Here is a 19,086-nt window from a genome sequence, read left to right on the forward strand (position 1 = left end):
ACGTAATAAAAATAATGCAGGGTGCTAGCACCGATGCCAGTCCCCTGCAGCGTGAATTAAGAATCCAACCAGTGCCGCCGCCAGCTTTGGAACACAATCAGCGACCAGAGCAGATGGCTATGATTGGCCGTACCAGCCAAGTGTTCTTGCTTGAGGCGTTCAATGGTTTCAGGCTGAAAAACGCCCTGATCGCGAATCATTTTTGGATCGAGGTAGTCTTCCATAATGGGTCGGAACTGGGTGCCCAACCAGTGCTTGATGGGAATGCTGAACCCTTCTTTCGGACGGTAAACGCAGCTTTCCGGAATGTGGCGCGCTGCTACCCGCTTTTGCAGTACCTTGGTTTGACCGTCAGCCACCTTCAACCGCGACGGAATCTGGAAGGCCATTTCCACCACGTTTTTATCCAGGTAGGGAACCCGCGCCTCCAGCGAAACCGCCATCGACATCCGATCCACTTTGACTAGAATGTTGTCGCTCAGGTAGCTCTTGAGGTCAACGTACAGACTGCGATTGAGGGGCTGCCGCTCACCCGCTTGTTCAAACAGCTTGAGGATGTGATCTGCGGCGGGAGTGACTAATTCTTTTTGAGCGCCCGTGGTGAAGAGTTCCTGGCGTACTGTATCGCCCGCAAACATGCGCCAGCGAGCGTGGGAGAGATCTTCGGGATGCTCCATTCCCTCAATGAAGCGCTTGGCTTTATTGATTAATCCTTTTTTGGCAGGCTGAGGCCGCAGCGAGTTAATGACATTCTTGATCACGCCATTGCGGAGCACGGCTGGAATCCGCTGATACTGCCGAGCCTTATCGTCGGCCAGATAGGTTTCGTAGCCACCGAATAGCTCGTCACCGCCGTCACCGCTGAGCGAAACCGTCACGTGCTGCCGTGCCAGTTTCGACACGAGGTAGGTCGGGAAGATGGAGAAGTCGCCAATGGGGTCGTCCATGTAGTGCATCAGATGCTCAAACATGTCGGCCACGTGGGGCTTAATCACTTCCGTCGTGTGGTCGGTGCCGAGGTGATCGGCAACTTGCTGCGACCAAGCCAGTTCGTTATAGGTGGGGTCATCGAAGCCAATGCTGAAGGTTTTGGCGTCGCCCATGTAGGCCACCATCAGCGAGGAATCGACTCCACCGGAGAGAAATGCGCCTAGGGGTACGTCGCTGACCAGTTGCATTTCCACCGCTTTACGCAGTTGCTCTTCCAGGCGATCTTCCCATTCGGCATCGCTGAGGTTAGAGCCTTCTTCATCAAACTGGGGAATATCCCAGAACGCATAGGGTTCGCAGCGGGGATTGCCCAGGTCGATTTCCATCATCGCGCCCGGTTCCAGCTTGCGGATTTCTTTAAATAAGGTGGCGGTGCCGGGGACATATTCCCAAGCAAAGAACTCACCTAGCGCATCCAAATCTAGCGTTTTACTAACGAGGCCGCTTTCGAGGATGGACTTGATTTCGGAACCCCAAACTAAATACTGAGAATTAAACGCATAGTAGAAGGGCTTGATGCCAATGTGATCGCGCACCAGGATCAGCTTCTTCTTCACAGTGTCATGAACTGCGATCGCAAACATGCCGTTCAAATACTTAGGAAAATCCAGGCCAAACTCTTCATAGGCATGGACGATCACTTCCGTATCGGTATGAGTTCTAAAGGTGTGACCGCAGGCTTCCAGTTTTTCCCGAAGTTCTTGGAAGTTGTAGATTTCACCGTTGAAAACGGTCAAGATGGTGCGGTCTTCATTAAAAATGGGCTGACGACCACCGCCTAGGTCAATAATTGACAGTCGGCGCATACCCATTGCCACACCGTCCTGCACGTGAGTACCCAAATCGTCTGGGCCTCGGTGGGTTAGCGTGTTACAGACGGCCTGAAGCTGTTCCAAGGTTGGAGGCGTCGAGCCATTTAAAGCCGCAATCCCTGCAATTCCGCACATAGTTTCTCAGTGCTCCAACTAGATGAGTACACAATCCGGTAGTGGTAGTTAGGTAATGATTTTTTGTTATGTGGGCAGCGCCCACATAACAAAAAATCATTACCTTTTGAGAACTACCCACAATCCAATTCAAGACAGATGGGGTCGGTTAAAGCGTCGTGAACCAGTGCAAATTGCTGACTGTGATGAACCACGAATTGCGATCGCACCCTCGAAAACTGCCTAAAGCAAAGCCAGCATGGCGATAACCTGGGCTTTGTAGCCTTTCAACATACGCGAATGCTGGCTTGATCTGTCATGATGCGTCTAGTTACCAAGTTTTACTTGTAAAGCATGCCCATCATGTTCTTTGGTTCAACATGGGGTGAACGATCTTCAAATAGATCGAGATATTGAAACAAACGCTTCATCTTGTCTGTATAAACGCGACGAGAGTAGCGATTTTCATAAAGCGCCTGTGCATTTTCCGCCCGTCGTTTTGCCTCTTCTGGATTGGTCAAAGCTGAGATGATGCCACGTGCCATGTCTTCAGCGGTGGGCTCAACCAGGAAGGCGACCTCATCATTCAACACCTGAGTGTGTGAGTAGATGTTGGTAGCAACAATAGGAATACCCCGTGCCAGCTGCTCATACACTTTTAGCGGGGTGTTGGTGCCGCTGATGCGCGAGGAGATTTGCACATCGGCATGATCAGCGTAATGCTTGGCAACGGTTTGGAATACACGGCCCGTGAAGTGGCAGTGCTGGCCAATTTCACAGCGGTCTGCAAGCCGCTTGTATTCATCAACCTGCTCAGGTGTGCCACCGACGATCAGCAAAAATGCTGTTGGATCCTGCTCCAGAACATGTTTAAAGGCGCGAACTAGAATATGAATGCCCTGATAAGGTTCTAGAGTTCCGGCATAAACAACCAGATTTTTATCAGCAACTCGGGTAAGAATATCTTGTTCTTCAGTGTGAAGCTGTTGAGCGATAACCATAGCTTAATCTTCTTGTTTTGAAGTGATCAAAAAGGTGAATGTAAACCAGTTATTCCACCAGTTTCGAGGGGGCTAAATCCAAATTACGGGACTAGTTGGCTGGAGTTTTGCGGATCTGAACATCATCAAAGATGGAGTTCTCAATTAAACAAACCTTGCTTTCGTCATCAACAATGCTGAGCGCGTAGTTGTAGAGGCTTGGGCAAATGGTGATGGTGGCATCCGCTGCCCGAAGACACCAGTCTTCTAACCGCTTAAAGAGATTGATCAATGTCTTAGAAGTGGTGAACTTGAAGTTGGTGAGCTGTTCCGGCAGGCTGGAGTGCATATCGTAAATCAGCTTAAAACCGAAAATGGGTTTCAGGATGGGGCAAATGAAGATCGCTTCTTCGTGAGCGTGAACCAGATCGTACTTATTGCGAATCAGCAGACCAATCGTCCACAGCACAATGAAGACATCCAGAAACAGCTTTAGCTTAGAAGGCCCAATTTTGACGCTGCCCAGAAACGGAAAGTGAGGAATCCGAATCATCCGGACGCCAGGAATTTCGATATCGTCTCCCTCACCGTAGGTTAGGAGATCCACTTCGGCTCCAAGTTCGGCGGTGATCAGCGTTCGATAGTAGACACTGAAAGGAGTGCCACGGGGAGAGAAAAAGGGTTGGGGTGCTATGACGAGTGCTTTCATGCGCTTCTCCTTTGTCGCTTGGTAATCTGCATCGCAATCTGATTTCGAACGAACCGAACTGGGGATTCTAAAGACCCGTAGGTCTTTAAAGAGGTGGGGGAATTCATTACCGCCTGCTTGAGACTAGCGGCTGGCATTTGAGCGTCGATGGCAACCTGCATCATGAAGCCATACTTACCCGGACGATTTGTTTCAGAGGTGAAGGGCAGTGGATCGGTTCCAGGTAGGACACAAAGCCCTTTTTTCTCAACGGTTTCAAAATAGGGAGGGCGTTTCCAAAATAGGGGCCGACCGCTGTTATCGCCGAGGAAGATAGTTGGCTGTTCGGCTTCCAGTAGCTCGGTTAGAACGGTGCCGCGATGCCCAATCCACTTGCCGAATCCCCAAGGGATGACAGGTAGTCCACCCGCTTGATGAACCGCATCTACAACGTTGTCAATGGGCTGACCATCCTCGAACAGTTCAGCGGTGCCCAGTGCCAAGACTTCTAAGTTCTCAGCCGTTACAATCTGCCGACCAGCAATAATGCAAAGTTCTGCTCCCGCGTTGGTGTAGGCGTAGAGCGATTCCGCTTCGCCAGTGGCGCGGAACTGCCACTTTTGGGTTAGCGCCTCTGTGGATTTACCCGCAGCGAGCTGGGAGAGTTTCTGGAAATAGCGATCGCGGATCGTCTCGGTCAAGAATAAAACACCCAAAAATGGGAGCTGATTATCCTGACGAGCCGCAATTTGGCTGAAGTTTTGATAAGAGGCATCCAGGAACTGATCGAGATTGAAGCAGTCGTAGATGTGTACGTGAGCGTCAGCAACTATGAGTTTTGACTCTGATGACAACGTGCTTGGGTTTAATGAATCCGTCTGTGGCATTCCGTCCCGTTCCACTGGCTAACCGTTTAAGACAATACGCCGAGGGATACAACCTGATTTAGATTAGGTGCGATCGCAGTTTGTACGGATGACTCGTACAAGGTTATTGCGGATCGTCAACCTCCCCATCGATGCACTTAACAGTTTTGCTGAAGAAATTGGTTGAATGCTAGGTTCCTCTACGTGTATTTACTCAACCTTTATAAAAGACAGGAGCTGAATGAAGTTCAGATAGGCCACGGCTTACAGCGTTTTCATTTAGATGGTTTGTTGAGGTTCTGTGAAGTTGGCCGTCATCTCCGTTCGCTACGGAACATGTGGCTACAGAATGGCTGGGGTTGGGCAGTATGGTCAGACTAAGTTTTCGAACAACTTCCGTGCCAAGTCGGGCACTTTCCCTCAAAATAAAGAATTGGACACTGCCCGATTGAACCAACCACTGCTATGGCTGATCAACAATCCAATACACCGAATCCAGAGAATCCTCAAAGCCCTTCTCAAGCACCTAATGAGTCGAATATTGATGTCGATGAGCTAGTTTTGTTGTTGCGGCGAAAACAAGGCCAGTGGGTCGATTGGGGCCAAGCTTGTCAATCATTGCAAAAAGCAGGCTATTCACCTCAACGCATCTTTGAAGAAACGGGTTTTGAACCTGTTCAGCAAAATCAGGTGATTGTTGGTGCGCAAGTCTTCCAGTCGCTTGTGGCAGCGGGTGTTGCCGATCAAACGCGATCGCATTTTGGGCAAAAAGGCAGCGACATTTTGTACGAGCTGAGAATTTTGTCCCAGACCGATCGGGCTAAAGCGGCGGAGCTAATTGTTAACCGAGGACTAGAGTTTGACGATGCTCACGAATTAGCCAAAGCGATGAAAGACTATTCCTGGCGCACTGATTTGCCAGAGGGCTTTGGCGACAACGCTGGTGATGCTTTTGCCTACTGGTATTGGCGTCTGGCCCGTCAATCAGAAGACCTGCAAGCGCGATCGCGGTTAATTGCTCAAGCATTGCGGTTTGTTCACAGTGAGCGGGCGCGTCAAGAAATTGAGAAATTGCTGCTGGACTTTGCGCCTGTGGCCAGTAAGCCAAAGGAAGCACCTCGCCTGCCCGTTTACCGCTTAGAGGAGATGGAGGAACTACCGCGTATCGTCCCGGTTGCCGGTGAATGGCCGATTAGCGTAGATGACTACAAAGCGGTACCCCTAGCGGATGAGGACGGAGAATTTCGAGTCGTTAAATTTTCCGGTAGTGGAGCTTGGGTGCCTTTACCGGGTTGGCAAGTTGTCCTGAATGCTGAAGATCCAGTTGCCCTATTGGCTCAAAGCGATCAGATGCCGACTGAACTGCCTGGCAAAACAGAGTCAATTTTACTCTTGATTGATCGAGCCCAGCGCCAGTGGCAGGCCGATAGCTACTTTGTGGTGGATGCAGACAATCAATTGCAGTTGCAGTGGTTTAGTGAAGCTCCACAAGTTGCCCTGTTAGGCCGTTTAGTACTGCTGCTTCGTCCGCAGAAAGTGCTGGATGAAGAATATACGACGGAACTGTGGCAGCTTGACGAGTAGGTAACGGTGATCGCACTCGTATCCAAATCTCGGCATTATCGGCATTAAAGTCTAGGAAAACGTTTAAACAGACGTTGACCGCTACGTGCGTAGCGGTCAACGTCTGTTTTTGAACGTTTGTTTTGAACGTCCCTAAATTCGATGAGAACGGTTGGTCGCATCTGGAGCTTCATGGGATTGGACATCAAGCTTTTCGCGTCGTAGCGTTTCACGAGCGGGGGCTTCATGGGGTTGAACGTCAAGTTCTTCGCGTCGTAGCGTTTCACGAGCGGTCACTACATCCGTTGCAACTTCCTTACGGATATTGACTTCCTGATACACAACAGGTTCTTTCCGAAGATTTGCCTGTTCCCCATAAACATCCATGTGTACGGATTCGCCGTTTTGGATGTTGCCATTGGGGGTATTAACGCGGGTTACACCACCCACTGATTCAATCTCAATAATGATTTTTTCTTTGCGCAGCGGTAGATTGGTTTCAGTCTGAGTGGTTTCAACCCGTTTAGAAATTGTTACCTCACCCGCCTTCTGCTGATATTTATCCGCCACTAAGCGCTCTTCGTAAAGCTGTACTCGGTGATGATTGGGATCATTAGCGGCATGGAGATCCGGCTCTTGATTGTAACCATTCGACTTAGCGGGCATCGTAGATTCAGTGTGAGGCTGGATATCCGGCTGAATAACAGTAGACTGATGAGTTGGTCTTGCCATTGACTGTAACGGAATATATCCCTTTAGCCCGGCTTCTTCTACAGGCACTGACAGCTCAACTGGCACGGAGTCCTCAACACTTGTCATGTTATTGACCCAGTGAGTCTGTCCCTTGCCATTGGACTGAGCCGCATCGTTTGGATGGGCTACCATTTCGTCTTTATACTCAGGCAGGTCATGAACCTGGCTCTTGGTCAAGTCAGTAATGTAACTGCGATTGCGGTTTGGCTGGTCTACACAGCAACCAATGGGCAGTAGAACGTTTTTGCTAAATACCCACGGGCCGGTACTGACTACGAGATAACGGATTTGGTTTGCTTCATCAACTAAAACATTGCGAATGCTGCCAACTTTCTCATGTTGCGCATGAGTGTACACTGCAGACCCTTTCACATCATGCCCGCCAAAAAAGCGGTCTTTATAGTCTGGATATCGATCGGTAATTTTGAAGAGCGCCATAGTCGTGAGGTGTTAAGTGAGGTTAATTATTGCGTCTCATAATTCTCAATTTTTTACACCTCTATTTCATCGCTCAATGGAAATAACTTATAGTTTTGAAACGTCTATCATGTAGAGCATTTAGGTATTCCTTTGGATACTCTTTGATAACTAAAAAAATCAGCAGCTTCCGCCGAAGGGTAGAGTCCTATTTTGTATCAAACTCATAAGGTTGAGGAAATATTTAGACTTCTCTGATTTCACGTTGCTGTGTTCACAGCAATGTTTACATGTGTTCACATTATCGTTGCGCTACGTGAACGGTAAGTCTAAGACTTTGACTCAAGTTTGACCTATTTGATCTAATTTCAGAGGGAACCGGAAGAATGGCCTACACAGAACGATCGAACGAACGACCCAATCAGCCCTATGACCCTAATGCGCCCTATACAAATGCGCCCTATGATGCCGCTCGCATGACTGCGGGAAATCCCATTGTTGAATACCATGATCGGGTTCGTTGGGGCCCCATCGTGGCAGGAATTTTTGTTGCGATCGCAGCTCAGCTTTTACTGAGTGCGCTTGGCGCGTCGATTGGTTTGACCATTGGTTCCGACAGCACGAATCCTGGTGCAGTTGGTTTAGGCGTTGGCATCTGGTCAATTATCAGCTTATTTATTGCGCTCTTCCTAGGGAGCTGGTTGATGGCTAGTACCTGTGGCCCGATGAACAAAAAAACGGCTATGTTAAACGGCACAATTTTATGGGCCACGACGATCGCAGTTAGCCTTTGGTTATTAGCTAGCGGTATTTCGGGTACCTTTGGCATCATTGCTTCAAATGCAGGCGAGGTCTTTAACCAAGTTCAGGAACCAGGTGGTGTTTCTCCAACCAATCCGGGTGCCGCTATTCCTAATGTTAGTCCCCAGGAAGCACAGCAGTATTCAGCGAATGCAGCCAAAGCAGCATGGTCTTTTCTGTTGGGCTCTCTGTTGGGATTAGTTGCCGCGCTAATTGGTGCGACCGTTGGCGCACGTAAGCCTCGAACCTACAACACGTAAGCAGTTTCTGGAATCAATGATTTCAAATTGTTTTTGAACTGTTGATTAATCGATTAACTCAAATATAAATTCAAAAGCCAGGAAGATCTTCCTGGCTTTTGAATTTATGGAAATCTATAGGCTTCTATAAATTGCTAGTGGCTGAAAGCTAACCGTCAATTTCCTGTAATCAAATAAATGCTGAAAGCTAACCGCCAATTTTCTGTAGCTAAATAAATACAGCGCGAGACGAATGTGTTTAAGTAATAAACCAAAAGGTGAGGATCTTCTACTAATTTGTAGTCAAAAGCATTAGTTAAATACCCTGTTAGAGGAGATGATCTGTACCCTCTATAAGAGAGTCTATTGGTGGTAATTCTATCAACAGAATCATGAGTTAAATCCATAACATTTCTAATATGAAGGTAATCACACGCTGTTGACACAACAAGAGGTTCAATACATGGCTCTTATTAAATTTAAAGACGCTTATCCAAATTATCGCGAAACGTTTAAAAATAGCGGCAATCGCGAAGCAGCTCATTTCGATGAGTACAGTGTCTACTCTGGCAACGACAAAGTAGGTTCTGTTAAAGATGCATTGTTCGAGCAAAACACGGGTAATATCCGGTATTTAGTCGTTGACACTGGTTTTTGGATTTTTGGTAAAGATATCCTGCTTCCTGTCGGACTAGCGCACTTCGATTACGATCAGCGGCGCGTCCATGTTGATGGTCTGACTAAGCAGCAGGTTGAGAACTTACCTGAGTACAGAGAAGATATGACCGTCGATCGCGACTACGAAGATCGCGTACGCAGCAGCTACCGCGATATGGGTGTAACCCGTAGCGGTCGGTACACAGGTCGGGAATATAACGCTGATACGTCTGCATCTTATCCTGGCAGTGCTGCCCTATACGGTGCTAAGCAGTACAAGTCTGGACAGTCCAATGCAACTGCTAACGCTGCTGCCAGTGCCAATAGTTATGACTACAATAGCGAACCAGGCCTGTACGGTATGGATCGCGAATCCCATGAACCGATTCGGTTGTATCAAGAACGCTTGGTTGCTGATAAGGATCGCTTCAAGGCTGGTTCCGTAACGGTTGGCAAACGAGTCAAGTCAGATACTCAAGAAGTATCTGTTCCGGTTGAAAATGAGCGCGTTGTCATTGAGCGCCATCAGCCTACTTCTACAACTGCAACCAACCGCAACCCCGACTTCAAAGAGGGCGAGGTAGCTCATATGGATGTTTATGCTGAGAAAGCTGATGTCCGTAAAGAAGCGTTTGTCCGCGAAGAAGTTGATGTCCGTAAGGAAGTTGATCGGGATACCGTCAGTGGACGTGAGAAAGTTCGTCGTGAAGAGTTGGATATCGATACCAACGACAATCCTGACGTTGTCCAGCGGTAATTAACTGGTCTTCTCTCAATCCCTTCTTTGCGCTAAAACGTAAAGAAGGACGAAAAGTGCGTCGCCGCTCGTAGAGCGGTGGCGCACTTTTCTATTTGACGAGTTCATCCACTACAAACTTTTAGGTTTTAGATTGCGAACCACTCGTCGGCTAAAATTGCCCAGCGCTCATGGTCACGCCACTCACCGTTGATGCATAGGTATTTAGGGGACATCCCTTCCAGGCGAAAGCCACAGTGTTTGACCAGGCGAACTGAAGATTGATTAGCAGGCTGAATGTTGGCTTCTAGCCGATGGAGCTTGAGGATGGAAAAAGTATACTGTAGCGCTAGCTGTAGCCCTGCCGTCATGTAACCCCGTCCGGCAAAGTCAGCATGGGCATAGTAGCCCAAAAAGGCATTCTGAAAAGCACCGCGAATGATTTCATTTAAATTGATCACACCTGCGATCGCACCTGAACGATTCTCACAGACCAGCAAAGATTCGTGGCGTTTAGACTCGCTGCGCTGAATATACTCAACAAATGCTTGCTGCGTACTCGGTGGATAGGCCCACGGACGGTGGAGCGTTCGACTAGAGCGTACCATCTGAATAAATTCGGCTTCATCCTCAATCGCAGGATGCCGCAAAAAGACTTCAGGCCCAACGAGTAAAGCAGATTCGCTAATCATAGGAAATGACCGTCTATCATAGGATGGGTAGCTACACGCTTAAGCGTACAGGGTTGGACGCGCTATGCAGTTCATTGATCAGGCGGAAATTGAAGTTAAAGCAGGCAAAGGCGGAGATGGCATTGTAGCCTTTCGGCGCGAGAAGTATGTGCCTGCGGGTGGGCCATCGGGTGGTAACGGTGGCAAAGGTGGCTCTGTGATCCTCAAGGCCGTCACCAATTTGCAGACCCTACTTGACTTTCGCTACGCGCGCCAGTTCAAAGCCGAGAATGGGCAGCGCGGCGGCCCGAAAAATATGACAGGCGCTTCAGGGCATGATCTAATCATCGAAGTGCCCTGTGGCACTGTTGTTTATGATGGCGAGACTGAGGAAATCCTAGGGGATTTGACCCAGGCGGATCAGACCCTTTGCGTCGCGGCAGGCGGCAAAGGCGGCTTGGGCAATCGCCACTTCCTCAGTAATCGCAATCGTGCGCCGGAACATGCGCTGCCGGGACTAGACGGTGAAGAGAAATACCTGCGGCTGGAGTTAAAGCTACTAGCTGAGGTTGGCATCATTGGCTTACCGAACGCAGGGAAATCGACCTTGATTTCAGCGCTGTCAGCAGCACGGCCTAAAATTGCTGATTATCCGTTTACCACCCTGGTGCCCAACTTGGGCGTCGTACGTAAACCCACCGGGGACGGCACGGTTTTTGCTGACATTCCCGGTTTGATTGAAGGCGCACATGCAGGTCAGGGCCTCGGTCACGATTTTCTGCGCCATATTGAACGCACTCGCCTTTTGCTGCATTTAATTGATGCAACCAGTGCTGATGCGATCGCAGATTACCAAACAATTCAGCAAGAACTGAGCGCTTACGGTCGTGGTTTAACCAATCGGCCTCAGATTTTGGCGCTGAATAAAATGGATGCCGTATCGCCCGATATGGATATTGCCAGTGTCGTCGCTGAGCTGGAGTCTCTTTCGGGACAACGGGTGTTTCAAATTTCAGCCGTTACGCAGCACAATCTGGATCATCTGCTGCAAACGGTTTGGGACAGCCTGGATCAGCTAGATCAGCAGGCACAGTACGAGCCGCCGCTTGGCGAGGCGACGCATCCACTAGAGGTTTAGCGAAACCAACTAAAACGAATTGTCCGGCTGCCTGTCAGCCGGACAATTCGTTTTAGTTGGTTGGCGTTTCCGATGCCGCAGTGGTCGGCATAGGCTGCTGGTTGAACTGATTGAAGGTCGCTTGGGAAACTAGGCGAATCATTTCTACTGCTCGACCGTCGTTGAACGGGCGCTGCACCATAACCGCGATCGCATATCGCTGGCCGTTAGGGAGATCAACAATACCCGCGTCGCCTAACATGGCACCGATATCGCCTGTCTTGTGGGCAATTAGCGCATTTTCATCGCCTAGTCCCTGGGGCAGCAGATCCGCCGCGTAGGTGCGCTGCATGATCGTGAACATCCGATCTCGAGATCTCAGACTTAGCAGTTCACCCTGATTGATCATGCTCATCAGGCTGACCAGGTCTTCTGGGCTGGTGGTATTTGTCCCCTCCAAATCGGGCAGCGGCGCGTTAATTACCGTATCTTCTAGTCCCCAGCTCTTAAAGCGCTGGTTTAGCTTGGCGGCTCCGCCCATCCGCTCAATCAGCATATTGGTGGCCGTATTGTCGCTATTGACAATCATCCAGGATGCCGTTTCCAGCGCTGAATAGACCGTGCCGACCGGTTCATCCTGCATACTGCCAGAGCCAGTGGCGACCTGGGCTGCGTCAATCGTTAGCGGTTCATTGAGGCTAATATTGCCCTGATCCACCTCTTGTAAAAACGCGACCAAAACCGGAATTTTAATCATGCTGGCGGCTGAGATGGGCATACCGCCTTCAAAGTTGAGGTAGGTGCGATTTTCTAAGTCATAGACAAATGCAGACAGCTCTAGTCCCGGCATCTGAGCTTCTATCTGTGCCAGTTGATTTTTGAGACTGGCGAGTTCACTGCCCAGCGGTAGTGCGATCGCAGCTGGAGTTGGTGCACCTCCCGTAGTTGCGATCGCTTCCGTCGTACTTTTCTGAATGGATCGCTCCGGATTGGCCTCGACCTGGAGTTCAGGATTCCAAATCGACAGTGTCGTTCCAGCAATACCGGCAATGCCCACGCCTAGGATGGCTAGCCGCAGTCCATAGAGCAGCGGCGACGGCAGTTTGGTAATTCGCCGGATTGCCTTTGACGGACGCCGAGGTTGAACCGCTACAGGCGACGGGCCGATATCCCGCCGAGACGCATCCCGCCGAGTTGCCCGCCGATTGGTTCTGCGCCGGGATGCGGCATCTGAGTTGGCGGCGCGGCGTGGATCCTGCTGTCTACGGGACAAATAGGGGTCTGTTAGCGAGGTTCCTCCAGAGAAGCTTCTGGCGGCTGATGAGACAGGAGCTGAATAGCTCGATTGTCCGGTATACGTTCTGGTTGAATAGGAATTTGCGTGGGGTGAGCGGCTAAATGACCCCGATTGAGATGCCGCAGACGGATACAAAGGCTGGTGGGCAGTCCGCTGGGACATCTGGCGAGAAGTATCTGCGGCTTGAGCCTGTAAGGGGGAGCGACGCGATCGCGCAGAACGCCGTCGTCCCCGCAAATAGGTAATTGGATTCAGCGGATGAGAGGGGTTGGCTCGAGGATTGGCAGGAGAGGAGGGCCGAAACTGGGATGTCGGAGCGTAGGACGTGCGAGAGTCTGTCAGACGAGTTTGAGACTGTTCTGAACGAGACTGCGCCGCATGGGATTGCGCCATGCGTGACTGTGCCGCTGCGGAAAAGTCAATTACAGACGGAGAAGAACTCTCTTGAGAATGAGGAGACGTCGGGGGCCAATCGCCAGTTCTCGACATCGGAAACCTCCAAAGTAATGAAACGAAACGTAGAACAACCGGGTGCGCCCCACTACTTATACCGAATCCGTTCGTAAAAACCAACTTTAGCTTTTGCAAAACGCTCGCGCCACAAGCGTTTCGTCAAAACTGTGCTGAGATTTCTCGATCGGATAGGCATTTGGATGGGACCTGCTGATTCAGCATTCTAAGGGTATTTCTAGATTTTGGATGCGTCTAACGTTATAAAAAGTCAATTCATCCTCTCATAACGGTTCTCATAATGCACAAAGAATGCACAAAATGAATGTGCAAAATCCTCTTTCTGCCGTCTTTCTACCATCTTTTACAGTTTGATTTGGGTGTTTGAGGCTGTAGTGTGCATTTTGCGTAAATCTCTATGACGATTCCTTAAAAAGCTGAGCTGAAACTGGCCTGATCCCACCGGATGCCCCGGCATTTACTCGTATATTGTGGGGAGGAAATTATCAAGACGGTGTGCCTGCCGCAATCAAGCTGGCATGCTATTAGCTCGGACGTGAAACATCGAGGCAACTACGAGGCAACTGTTATGTGGGGAGTCAAGCTTAGATATCAATCGCCAGCGATCGCTGATGGCGCTGAGGGAGCTGATGGCGCTGAGGGAGCTAATCCGCGATCGCACGCTAGATTGCGAAGGTCTGCATCAAGGCATTCATCTCAAACCCTGCAACTCCGGACTTTCTGGTTGCTGTCACCATTCGTCTCATCCTTGGTTGCATCTGTTGGGCTAGTTGCGATCGCAGACAGTAATGCGATTGCCTCTGATCTATCGTTTACTCCGTCTACTCCGTCCTCGGCACTTCGCCTCGATCTGGCTCAAAATCCCAATCCCAACGACGACCGCTTTCTCCAGCCCATTCCAGATGCGGATGACATTCCGCCGCTGCCGGATGAAGAGGAAACTGAAACCGAAACTGAAATTGAAACTGAGCCAGCAACTCCTGCACCAGATAGCCCTGCCACTAGTCTTGAAGTCACGCGCATTGACGTTGTGGGCAGCACAATTTTTGATCAAGAAGACTTTGAACCCATCATTGCTCCCTTGGAAGGCCGCCAGGCGACGGTCGCAGAACTACAGGCCGCTGCCGATCAAATTACTCAGCTCTATCTCGATCAGGGATATATCACCTCGCGCGCCATTTTGGTGGAGCAGGAAGTCACGGATGGCGTGGTGCAAATTCAGGTGGTTGAAGGCTCGATTAGCGACATCCAAATCGAAGGAAATGAGCGCGTACGGGACTTTTATATCCGCGATCGCATTCAGCTCGGGGCTAGAACGCCCTTGCGGACAGATCGCTTAGAAGATCAGCTCCGTCTGCTGCGCCTTAACCCACTCTTCGAGAATATTGAGGCCAGCCTTCGAGCGGGTGATCAAGTTGGCGAAAGCATCCTGATTGTGCGGGTTGAAGAAGCCAATCCCTGGATCGTTGAGGCCGGAATTGATAACTACTCTCCACCATCGGTTGGTTCCGAGCGGATCGGGATTGATGTAGGACACCGCAATGTGTTCGGTATTGGTGACACGCTGATTGGCTCTTGGGATCGGACAACGACTGGAGAATCCGTTGTGTATGACCTCAGCTATCGCGTGCCGTTAAATGCGAAGGACGGTACGCTCCAGCTCCGGGCACAGTTGGATGAGAATGAAATTCCGATTAATGCTGCACTCAGCGTTGAAGGTGAATCAGAACTGTATGAAATCAGCTTCCGGCAACCGCTGGTACGCAATCCCCGCGAGGAGTTCGCTCTGTCCTTGGGCTTTAGCTACCGGGATGGACAAACATTTCTGGGCGATCGGCCTTTTGGGTTTGGCTTTGGCCCCGATCCTGATACCGGGATTAGTCGCACCAGCGTGTTTCGCTTTGGTCAGGACTATATCCGCCGTGATAGTCAAGGTGCCTGGGTGGGCCGCTCCTTATTTAGCATTGGCACAGGGCTATTTGACGCCACGATTAACGATGATCCCATCCCCGACAGCCGATTCATTAGCTGGTTGGGGCAGGCGCAGCGGGTACAGCGCCTCAGTGATGACCATCTGCTGATCGCACAGCTTGATCTACAGCTTACACCTGATTCGCTGCTCAGTTCAGAACAGTTTGTGATTGGGGGCGGCCAATCGCTGAGGGGCTATCGGCAAAACGCGCGGGCGGGAGACAATGGCTTCCGGTTTTCTGTGGAAGACCGGATTACCCTGGCTCGAAATGAAGCCGGATTAGCAACATTTCAATTGGCTCCCTTTTTTGATGTGGGGGCAGTCTGGAACGATAGCGAAAACCCCAATAATGTTGGCCGACCGGATGAGGAGTTTCTAGCTGGAATTGGTCTAGGTTTGCTGTGGGAACCACTACCAAATCTCAATGTGCGGCTGGACTATGGCCTGCCGCTGATTGATACCGACGATCGCGGCGACAATGCACAAGACGAGGGATTCTACTTTAGCGTTCGCTATGGCCTCTAATATCGATTAGATAAGACTTTATTGGAAATTGTTTTGTAGCGCGGCGGAGCCGCGCTACAAAACAATTTCCAATCCCAAAAACTTTATTTTCAATAAAGTCTGTAATATTGGGTTGACAGACAGCCCGTATGGCTCGAACTGTATGGCTCAAAATTGACACCTTAGCAAGTTCCAATAGGTTATAGGGGTTCTAGATAAGAACGAGAGAGGAGAGTGCCTCATCATGAGGCACTCTCCTCTCTCGTTTTCTCACTTTATAACTGGAATCACTATAAAAACAGGATAAAGGCGAGAGCGGCTAATTAATGTGACCAGCGAATAATGTAATCGTTTGGTGATTGTCCAGTATCCCTGTTGCCAGCTCACAACTGCGGCGATGGCGACAACCATAGCTAGAACCGTAGTCACGAGCGGCAGACAAAGCAGTGCGATCGCAATGTTAGGTACCCCATAGGCCAGCTTCCAAAAAATAACTTGTCCTCAGTAGCCCAGGAAAGGCTATAAAGGCTTTAAAGGATGAAACATCACAATAGTCCTCTTTGGTTGACTTTAGGAATGCTACCCAGCACAGAGAGGTCGGCTCGTTCTCCATCCGTTGCTTTTTTGACGACAGCAATCGTTCCGGCTGATTCCAGTACAATGGCTTCCACTGCATCTAAAGAGCCAATTTTGTTTTTCCGTACAACTGCTAGCAGTTGTTGCTCTGTGATCCGGTGCTTTTGCATAACCCTGTGCAAAAAATGTCCCCGGAAGTACAGCAGCGAGGGATTTGCGGTGACTAGATCTTTGAATCTGGCTGATCGAACGGTGAGCCAAGAAACTAAACGTTGTAATAAAAGGAGGGTCAAAAATGCGGTAATGCTTTCAAGTAGCGATACACCTTTAGCGGTCATTAATCGTCCAAGAGTTGAACCAATTGCAATCGTAATCACAAAATCAAACGCATTTAACTGAGTTAGTGTGCGTTTGCCCAAGACTCGTAACAAAGTGACTAAGCTGAGATAAGCTAGCGTTCCGACGACAACGATTCGGACAAGTGGTTCAAGTCCTCCATAAAAGAAAACAGTATTGTCCATGATTGATCCTAAATAAAACCCAAATAGCACTCAAATAAAACTGGTAAATTGAATTGATACATCAAATCAAATTAAACCAAATTGCTTCCAATCTATGATGAAATATAAATTGAAATCTAAGCTGCGCTGCACTACCGTGAGGCCACCTAATTACCTCTTCAGGTTCGTGCGAGCTATTAAGACTATTTAAATACCAACACCACTTCATCTAGTGGGTTCGTTATGCATAAGTGCCTCCAAACTAAGAGAATTCTCCTTTACTGTTTTCTACCTGAAGGTAGATTGCACATACAGCTCCATTAAATAGCTGGTGAACTAAATTGATTATGAACAGGCCGATCCGCCGGATCGGCCTGTTCATAATCAATTTAAGATTGCTGTATTAGGGATTGATTGTGCCTAGGGTAAATTGCTGGGGTGGTGTCAGCTCAGCCCACAATCATCTAATTGACATTGACTAATCCTTCTTGAGGAGGGTGTAGAAAAGCGCATTCAAAATCACATTGGGATAGACAAGAATCCTAAAATTTATAGCACGATAAAATCAAAGGAAGACTCATGGCTAGCTCAGTTGAGTTTAAGCTGTTTGCCCCCTATAGTCAGGGAGTAAAGCTCCAAGGTTCTTTTTCGGATGGAAAAGAAATTGATTTAGAAAAAGGAAAAGACGGCTATTACCGCACCGAGATTGATCTAGAAGATGGGCGCTACACCTACAAATTCCGAGTTCAGTCTAAGAGTTATTTTTTAGACCCTGATGAATGGGTCGAGGTGATTGATCCGAAAGCGACGAATATAGACGAAGAAAAGCAGATGGCCGTGATCCAGATTAAAGACGGTCAACCGTTTATTGATGATTATGTTTGGCAGCATGACGATCAGGCGCTACCGAACAATGATGAATTAGTAATTTATGAGATCTTAGTCAAAGATTTCTCGGGTGGAGAAGACGATCCCTATCCACGTGGCAAGTTTAAGCATGTTGTCGAAAAGCTGGATTATCTCTCTGATTTGGGTATTAACGCCATTGAACTCATGCCCATTCAAGAGTTTCCTGGCGATGAAGGCTGGGGGTACAATCCTCGTCATTATTTTGCGGTGGAATCCTCTTATGGATCGACGGCTGACCTGAAGAACTTGATTGATGAATGCCATGCCCGTGGCATTCGCGTCATGCTCGATATTATTCTCAATCACTCTGATTACGAAGCACCCCTGACCCAAATTGACTACAACTATTGGTATTTGAAAGATCCCAAAGATCCGGATTTCAACTGGGGGCCAGAGTTTGATTATGATCACTACGATGAAAATCTTGATTTATGTCCCGCTCAAGAGTTTGTCAAAGAAATTGTGCGGTTTTGGATTGCGGAATATCACATTGATGGTTTCCGATACGATGCCGTTAAGCAAATGGGGCACTTTGACTTTCTGCGCCAGCTCACGGATGAAGCCTCTAAGCTGGCTCATCCCAAGCCGTTTTTTAACATCGGCGAATTAATTCCTGAAGTTCCTGATGCTACCAATCTAGAGGGGCCGCTGGATGCCTGCTGGCGAGACGGGTTCCAGCACCAAATTGCTCCGATGCTCTGGGGCGAGGATGGTGATATTGAAACGCTGAAAGAGCTGATTGATGCTAAGCGTTCAGGCTATATGGGTGCTGTGAATGTGATCAATTATCTGAGTAACCATGATCATGATCATTTAATGGTGCAGTTGGCGAATCATAATGTGTTCGATGACGCTGCTTTTAAGCGGGCCAGACTGGGAGCCGCGATCATGATGACGGCAATGGGTATTCCCTTAATCTGGATGGGAGAGGAGTTTGGTGCGTATAAGCCTAAAACGTTAGATTCGGTCAAGATTGACTGGACACTGTTGGGTAACGATCGCAATCGCAACTTATGGGAAACGTATCGCGGTCTGATCAACCTGCGGAAAAGTAGCCATGCCCTCCGCACCAATAATGTGGAATTCTTTTATGAAAACTCTGACGATAAGGTAATTGCCTTTGTTCGCTGGAATGATGAAGGCTCACGGATTGTCGTTGTGCTTAACTTTTCGGATCAGTATCGAGCAGACTACGAAATTCCCAACTTTCCCCACAACGGCACCTGGCACGAGTGGATCAACGACTATGATGTTGAAGTCAACGATGGCCTTTGGGTCACGGATCTGCCGGAATACGAAGCGAAAGTACTAGTAGCTTAAGAGCGTAATATCCAATCTGGTTGAAAACCCGTAATTTATTTTTTATGAAACGTTTGCGGAGCAAACGTTTCATAAAAAATAAATTGGGTTCTTGTACACTCACATCTTGCACCTTGCACTAAAACCCCGAAGA

14 protein-coding genes are annotated in these 19,086 nt (G+C 49.0%); 6 read left to right on the plus strand and 8 right to left on the minus strand.

Features of this window, described 5'->3' with window-relative positions; translation table 11 throughout:
• Positions 1-56: 56 nt before the first annotated feature.
• The 4 genes from asnB to AC286M_RS18760 all read right to left on the minus strand — a co-directional run bounded on the left by asnB (position 57) and on the right by AC286M_RS18760 (position 4,438).
• Positions 57-1,937 carry an asparagine synthase (glutamine-hydrolyzing) gene (gene asnB / locus AC286M_RS18745; RefSeq protein ID WP_488205833.1) on the minus strand — a complete coding sequence of 627 codons (1,881 nt, stop codon included), beginning with the start codon at positions 1,935-1,937 and terminating at the stop codon, positions 57-59.
• A gap of 320 nt (positions 1,938-2,257) precedes the next feature.
• Positions 2,258-2,917, minus strand: a complete 660-nt coding sequence (locus AC286M_RS18750; RefSeq protein WP_488205834.1) for a glycosyltransferase — start codon at positions 2,915-2,917, stop codon at positions 2,258-2,260.
• A gap of 91 nt (positions 2,918-3,008) precedes the next feature.
• A complete protein-coding gene (locus AC286M_RS18755; protein WP_488205835.1) occupies positions 3,009-3,605 on the minus strand; it encodes a glycosyltransferase in 597 nt (198 codons plus the stop codon).
• Positions 3,602-4,438, minus strand: a complete 837-nt coding sequence (locus tag AC286M_RS18760; RefSeq protein ID WP_488205836.1) for a hypothetical protein — start codon at positions 4,436-4,438, stop codon at positions 3,602-3,604. The genes AC286M_RS18755 and AC286M_RS18760 overlap by 4 nt, the downstream gene beginning before the upstream one ends.
• Before the next feature lie 477 nt (positions 4,439-4,915).
• On the opposite strand from AC286M_RS18760, the gene AC286M_RS18765 reads away from it, so the two are divergent.
• A complete protein-coding gene (locus tag AC286M_RS18765) occupies positions 4,916-6,034 on the plus strand; it encodes a RuBisCO accumulation factor 1 (protein WP_488205837.1) in 1,119 nt (372 codons plus the stop codon).
• A 132-nt stretch (positions 6,035-6,166) separates the two neighbouring features.
• Here the strand turns inward: AC286M_RS18765 and AC286M_RS18770 are convergent, their stop codons facing one another.
• Positions 6,167-7,204, minus strand: coding sequence for a PRC and DUF2382 domain-containing protein (locus tag AC286M_RS18770; RefSeq protein ID WP_488205838.1), 1,038 nt, complete (start codon positions 7,202-7,204; stop codon positions 6,167-6,169).
• A gap of 365 nt (positions 7,205-7,569) precedes the next feature.
• On the opposite strand from AC286M_RS18770, the gene AC286M_RS18775 reads away from it, so the two are divergent.
• Both AC286M_RS18775 and AC286M_RS18780 read left to right on the plus strand, forming a co-directional pair.
• Entirely contained in the window at positions 7,570-8,244 is a 675-nt protein-coding gene (locus AC286M_RS18775; protein ID WP_488205839.1) for a hypothetical protein, read from the plus strand.
• A 442-nt stretch (positions 8,245-8,686) separates the two neighbouring features.
• Positions 8,687-9,637: a DUF2382 domain-containing protein gene (locus AC286M_RS18780; protein ID WP_488205840.1), complete on the plus strand. Its 951-nt coding sequence runs from the start codon at positions 8,687-8,689 to the stop codon at positions 9,635-9,637.
• A gap of 128 nt (positions 9,638-9,765) precedes the next feature.
• On the opposite strand, the gene AC286M_RS18785 is transcribed toward AC286M_RS18780, so the two are convergent.
• A complete protein-coding gene (locus tag AC286M_RS18785; protein WP_488205841.1) occupies positions 9,766-10,308 on the minus strand; it encodes a GNAT family N-acetyltransferase in 543 nt (180 codons plus the stop codon).
• A 64-nt stretch (positions 10,309-10,372) separates the two neighbouring features.
• Between AC286M_RS18785 and obgE the strand changes: the two genes are divergently transcribed.
• The gene (gene obgE, locus AC286M_RS18790; RefSeq protein ID WP_488205842.1) at positions 10,373-11,425 is read left to right on the plus strand and encodes a GTPase ObgE; all 1,053 of its coding nucleotides are present in this window, start codon (positions 10,373-10,375) and stop codon (positions 11,423-11,425) included.
• Positions 11,426-11,477: 52 nt separating this feature from the next.
• Here the strand turns inward: obgE and AC286M_RS18795 are convergent, their stop codons facing one another.
• Positions 11,478-13,190: a serine hydrolase gene (locus AC286M_RS18795; RefSeq protein WP_488205843.1), complete on the minus strand. Its 1,713-nt coding sequence runs from the start codon at positions 13,188-13,190 to the stop codon at positions 11,478-11,480.
• A 730-nt stretch (positions 13,191-13,920) separates the two neighbouring features.
• On the opposite strand from AC286M_RS18795, the gene AC286M_RS18800 reads away from it, so the two are divergent.
• The gene (locus AC286M_RS18800) at positions 13,921-15,669 is read left to right on the plus strand and encodes a ShlB/FhaC/HecB family hemolysin secretion/activation protein (protein WP_488205844.1); all 1,749 of its coding nucleotides are present in this window, start codon (positions 13,921-13,923) and stop codon (positions 15,667-15,669) included.
• Between the two features lie 524 nt (positions 15,670-16,193).
• On the opposite strand, the gene AC286M_RS18805 is transcribed toward AC286M_RS18800, so the two are convergent.
• Positions 16,194-16,775: a DUF421 domain-containing protein gene (locus AC286M_RS18805; protein ID WP_488205845.1), complete on the minus strand. Its 582-nt coding sequence runs from the start codon at positions 16,773-16,775 to the stop codon at positions 16,194-16,196.
• 528 nt (positions 16,776-17,303) lie between these two features.
• On the opposite strand from AC286M_RS18805, the gene AC286M_RS18810 reads away from it, so the two are divergent.
• Positions 17,304-18,953 carry an alpha-amylase family glycosyl hydrolase gene (locus AC286M_RS18810; RefSeq protein ID WP_488205846.1) on the plus strand — a complete coding sequence of 550 codons (1,650 nt, stop codon included), beginning with the start codon at positions 17,304-17,306 and terminating at the stop codon, positions 18,951-18,953.
• The last annotated feature ends 133 nt before the right edge of the window (positions 18,954-19,086 follow it).

This window comes from Thainema salinarum CENA647, assembly GCF_057732415.1.

Bases quoted from the DNA above. Each gene is read 5' to 3' on its own strand.
- asnB (WP_488205833.1), bottom strand. From the start codon at position 1,937: ATGTGCGGAATTGCAGGGATTGCGGCTTTAAATGGCTCGACGCCTCCA.
- AC286M_RS18750 (WP_488205834.1), bottom strand. From the start codon at position 2,917: ATGGTTATCGCTCAACAGCTTCACACTGAAGAACAAGATATTCTTACC.
- AC286M_RS18755 (WP_488205835.1), bottom strand. From the start codon at position 3,605: ATGAAAGCACTCGTCATAGCACCCCAACCCTTTTTCTCTCCCCGTGGC.
- AC286M_RS18765 (WP_488205837.1), top strand. From the start codon at position 4,916: ATGGCTGATCAACAATCCAATACACCGAATCCAGAGAATCCTCAAAGC.
- AC286M_RS18770 (WP_488205838.1), bottom strand. From the start codon at position 7,204: ATGGCGCTCTTCAAAATTACCGATCGATATCCAGACTATAAAGACCGC.
- AC286M_RS18775 (WP_488205839.1), top strand. From the start codon at position 7,570: ATGGCCTACACAGAACGATCGAACGAACGACCCAATCAGCCCTATGAC.
- AC286M_RS18780 (WP_488205840.1), top strand. From the start codon at position 8,687: ATGGCTCTTATTAAATTTAAAGACGCTTATCCAAATTATCGCGAAACG.
- AC286M_RS18785 (WP_488205841.1), bottom strand. From the start codon at position 10,308: ATGATTAGCGAATCTGCTTTACTCGTTGGGCCTGAAGTCTTTTTGCGG.
- obgE (WP_488205842.1), top strand. From the start codon at position 10,373: ATGCAGTTCATTGATCAGGCGGAAATTGAAGTTAAAGCAGGCAAAGGC.
- AC286M_RS18795 (WP_488205843.1), bottom strand. From the start codon at position 13,190: ATGTCGAGAACTGGCGATTGGCCCCCGACGTCTCCTCATTCTCAAGAG.
- AC286M_RS18810 (WP_488205846.1), top strand. From the start codon at position 17,304: ATGGCTAGCTCAGTTGAGTTTAAGCTGTTTGCCCCCTATAGTCAGGGA.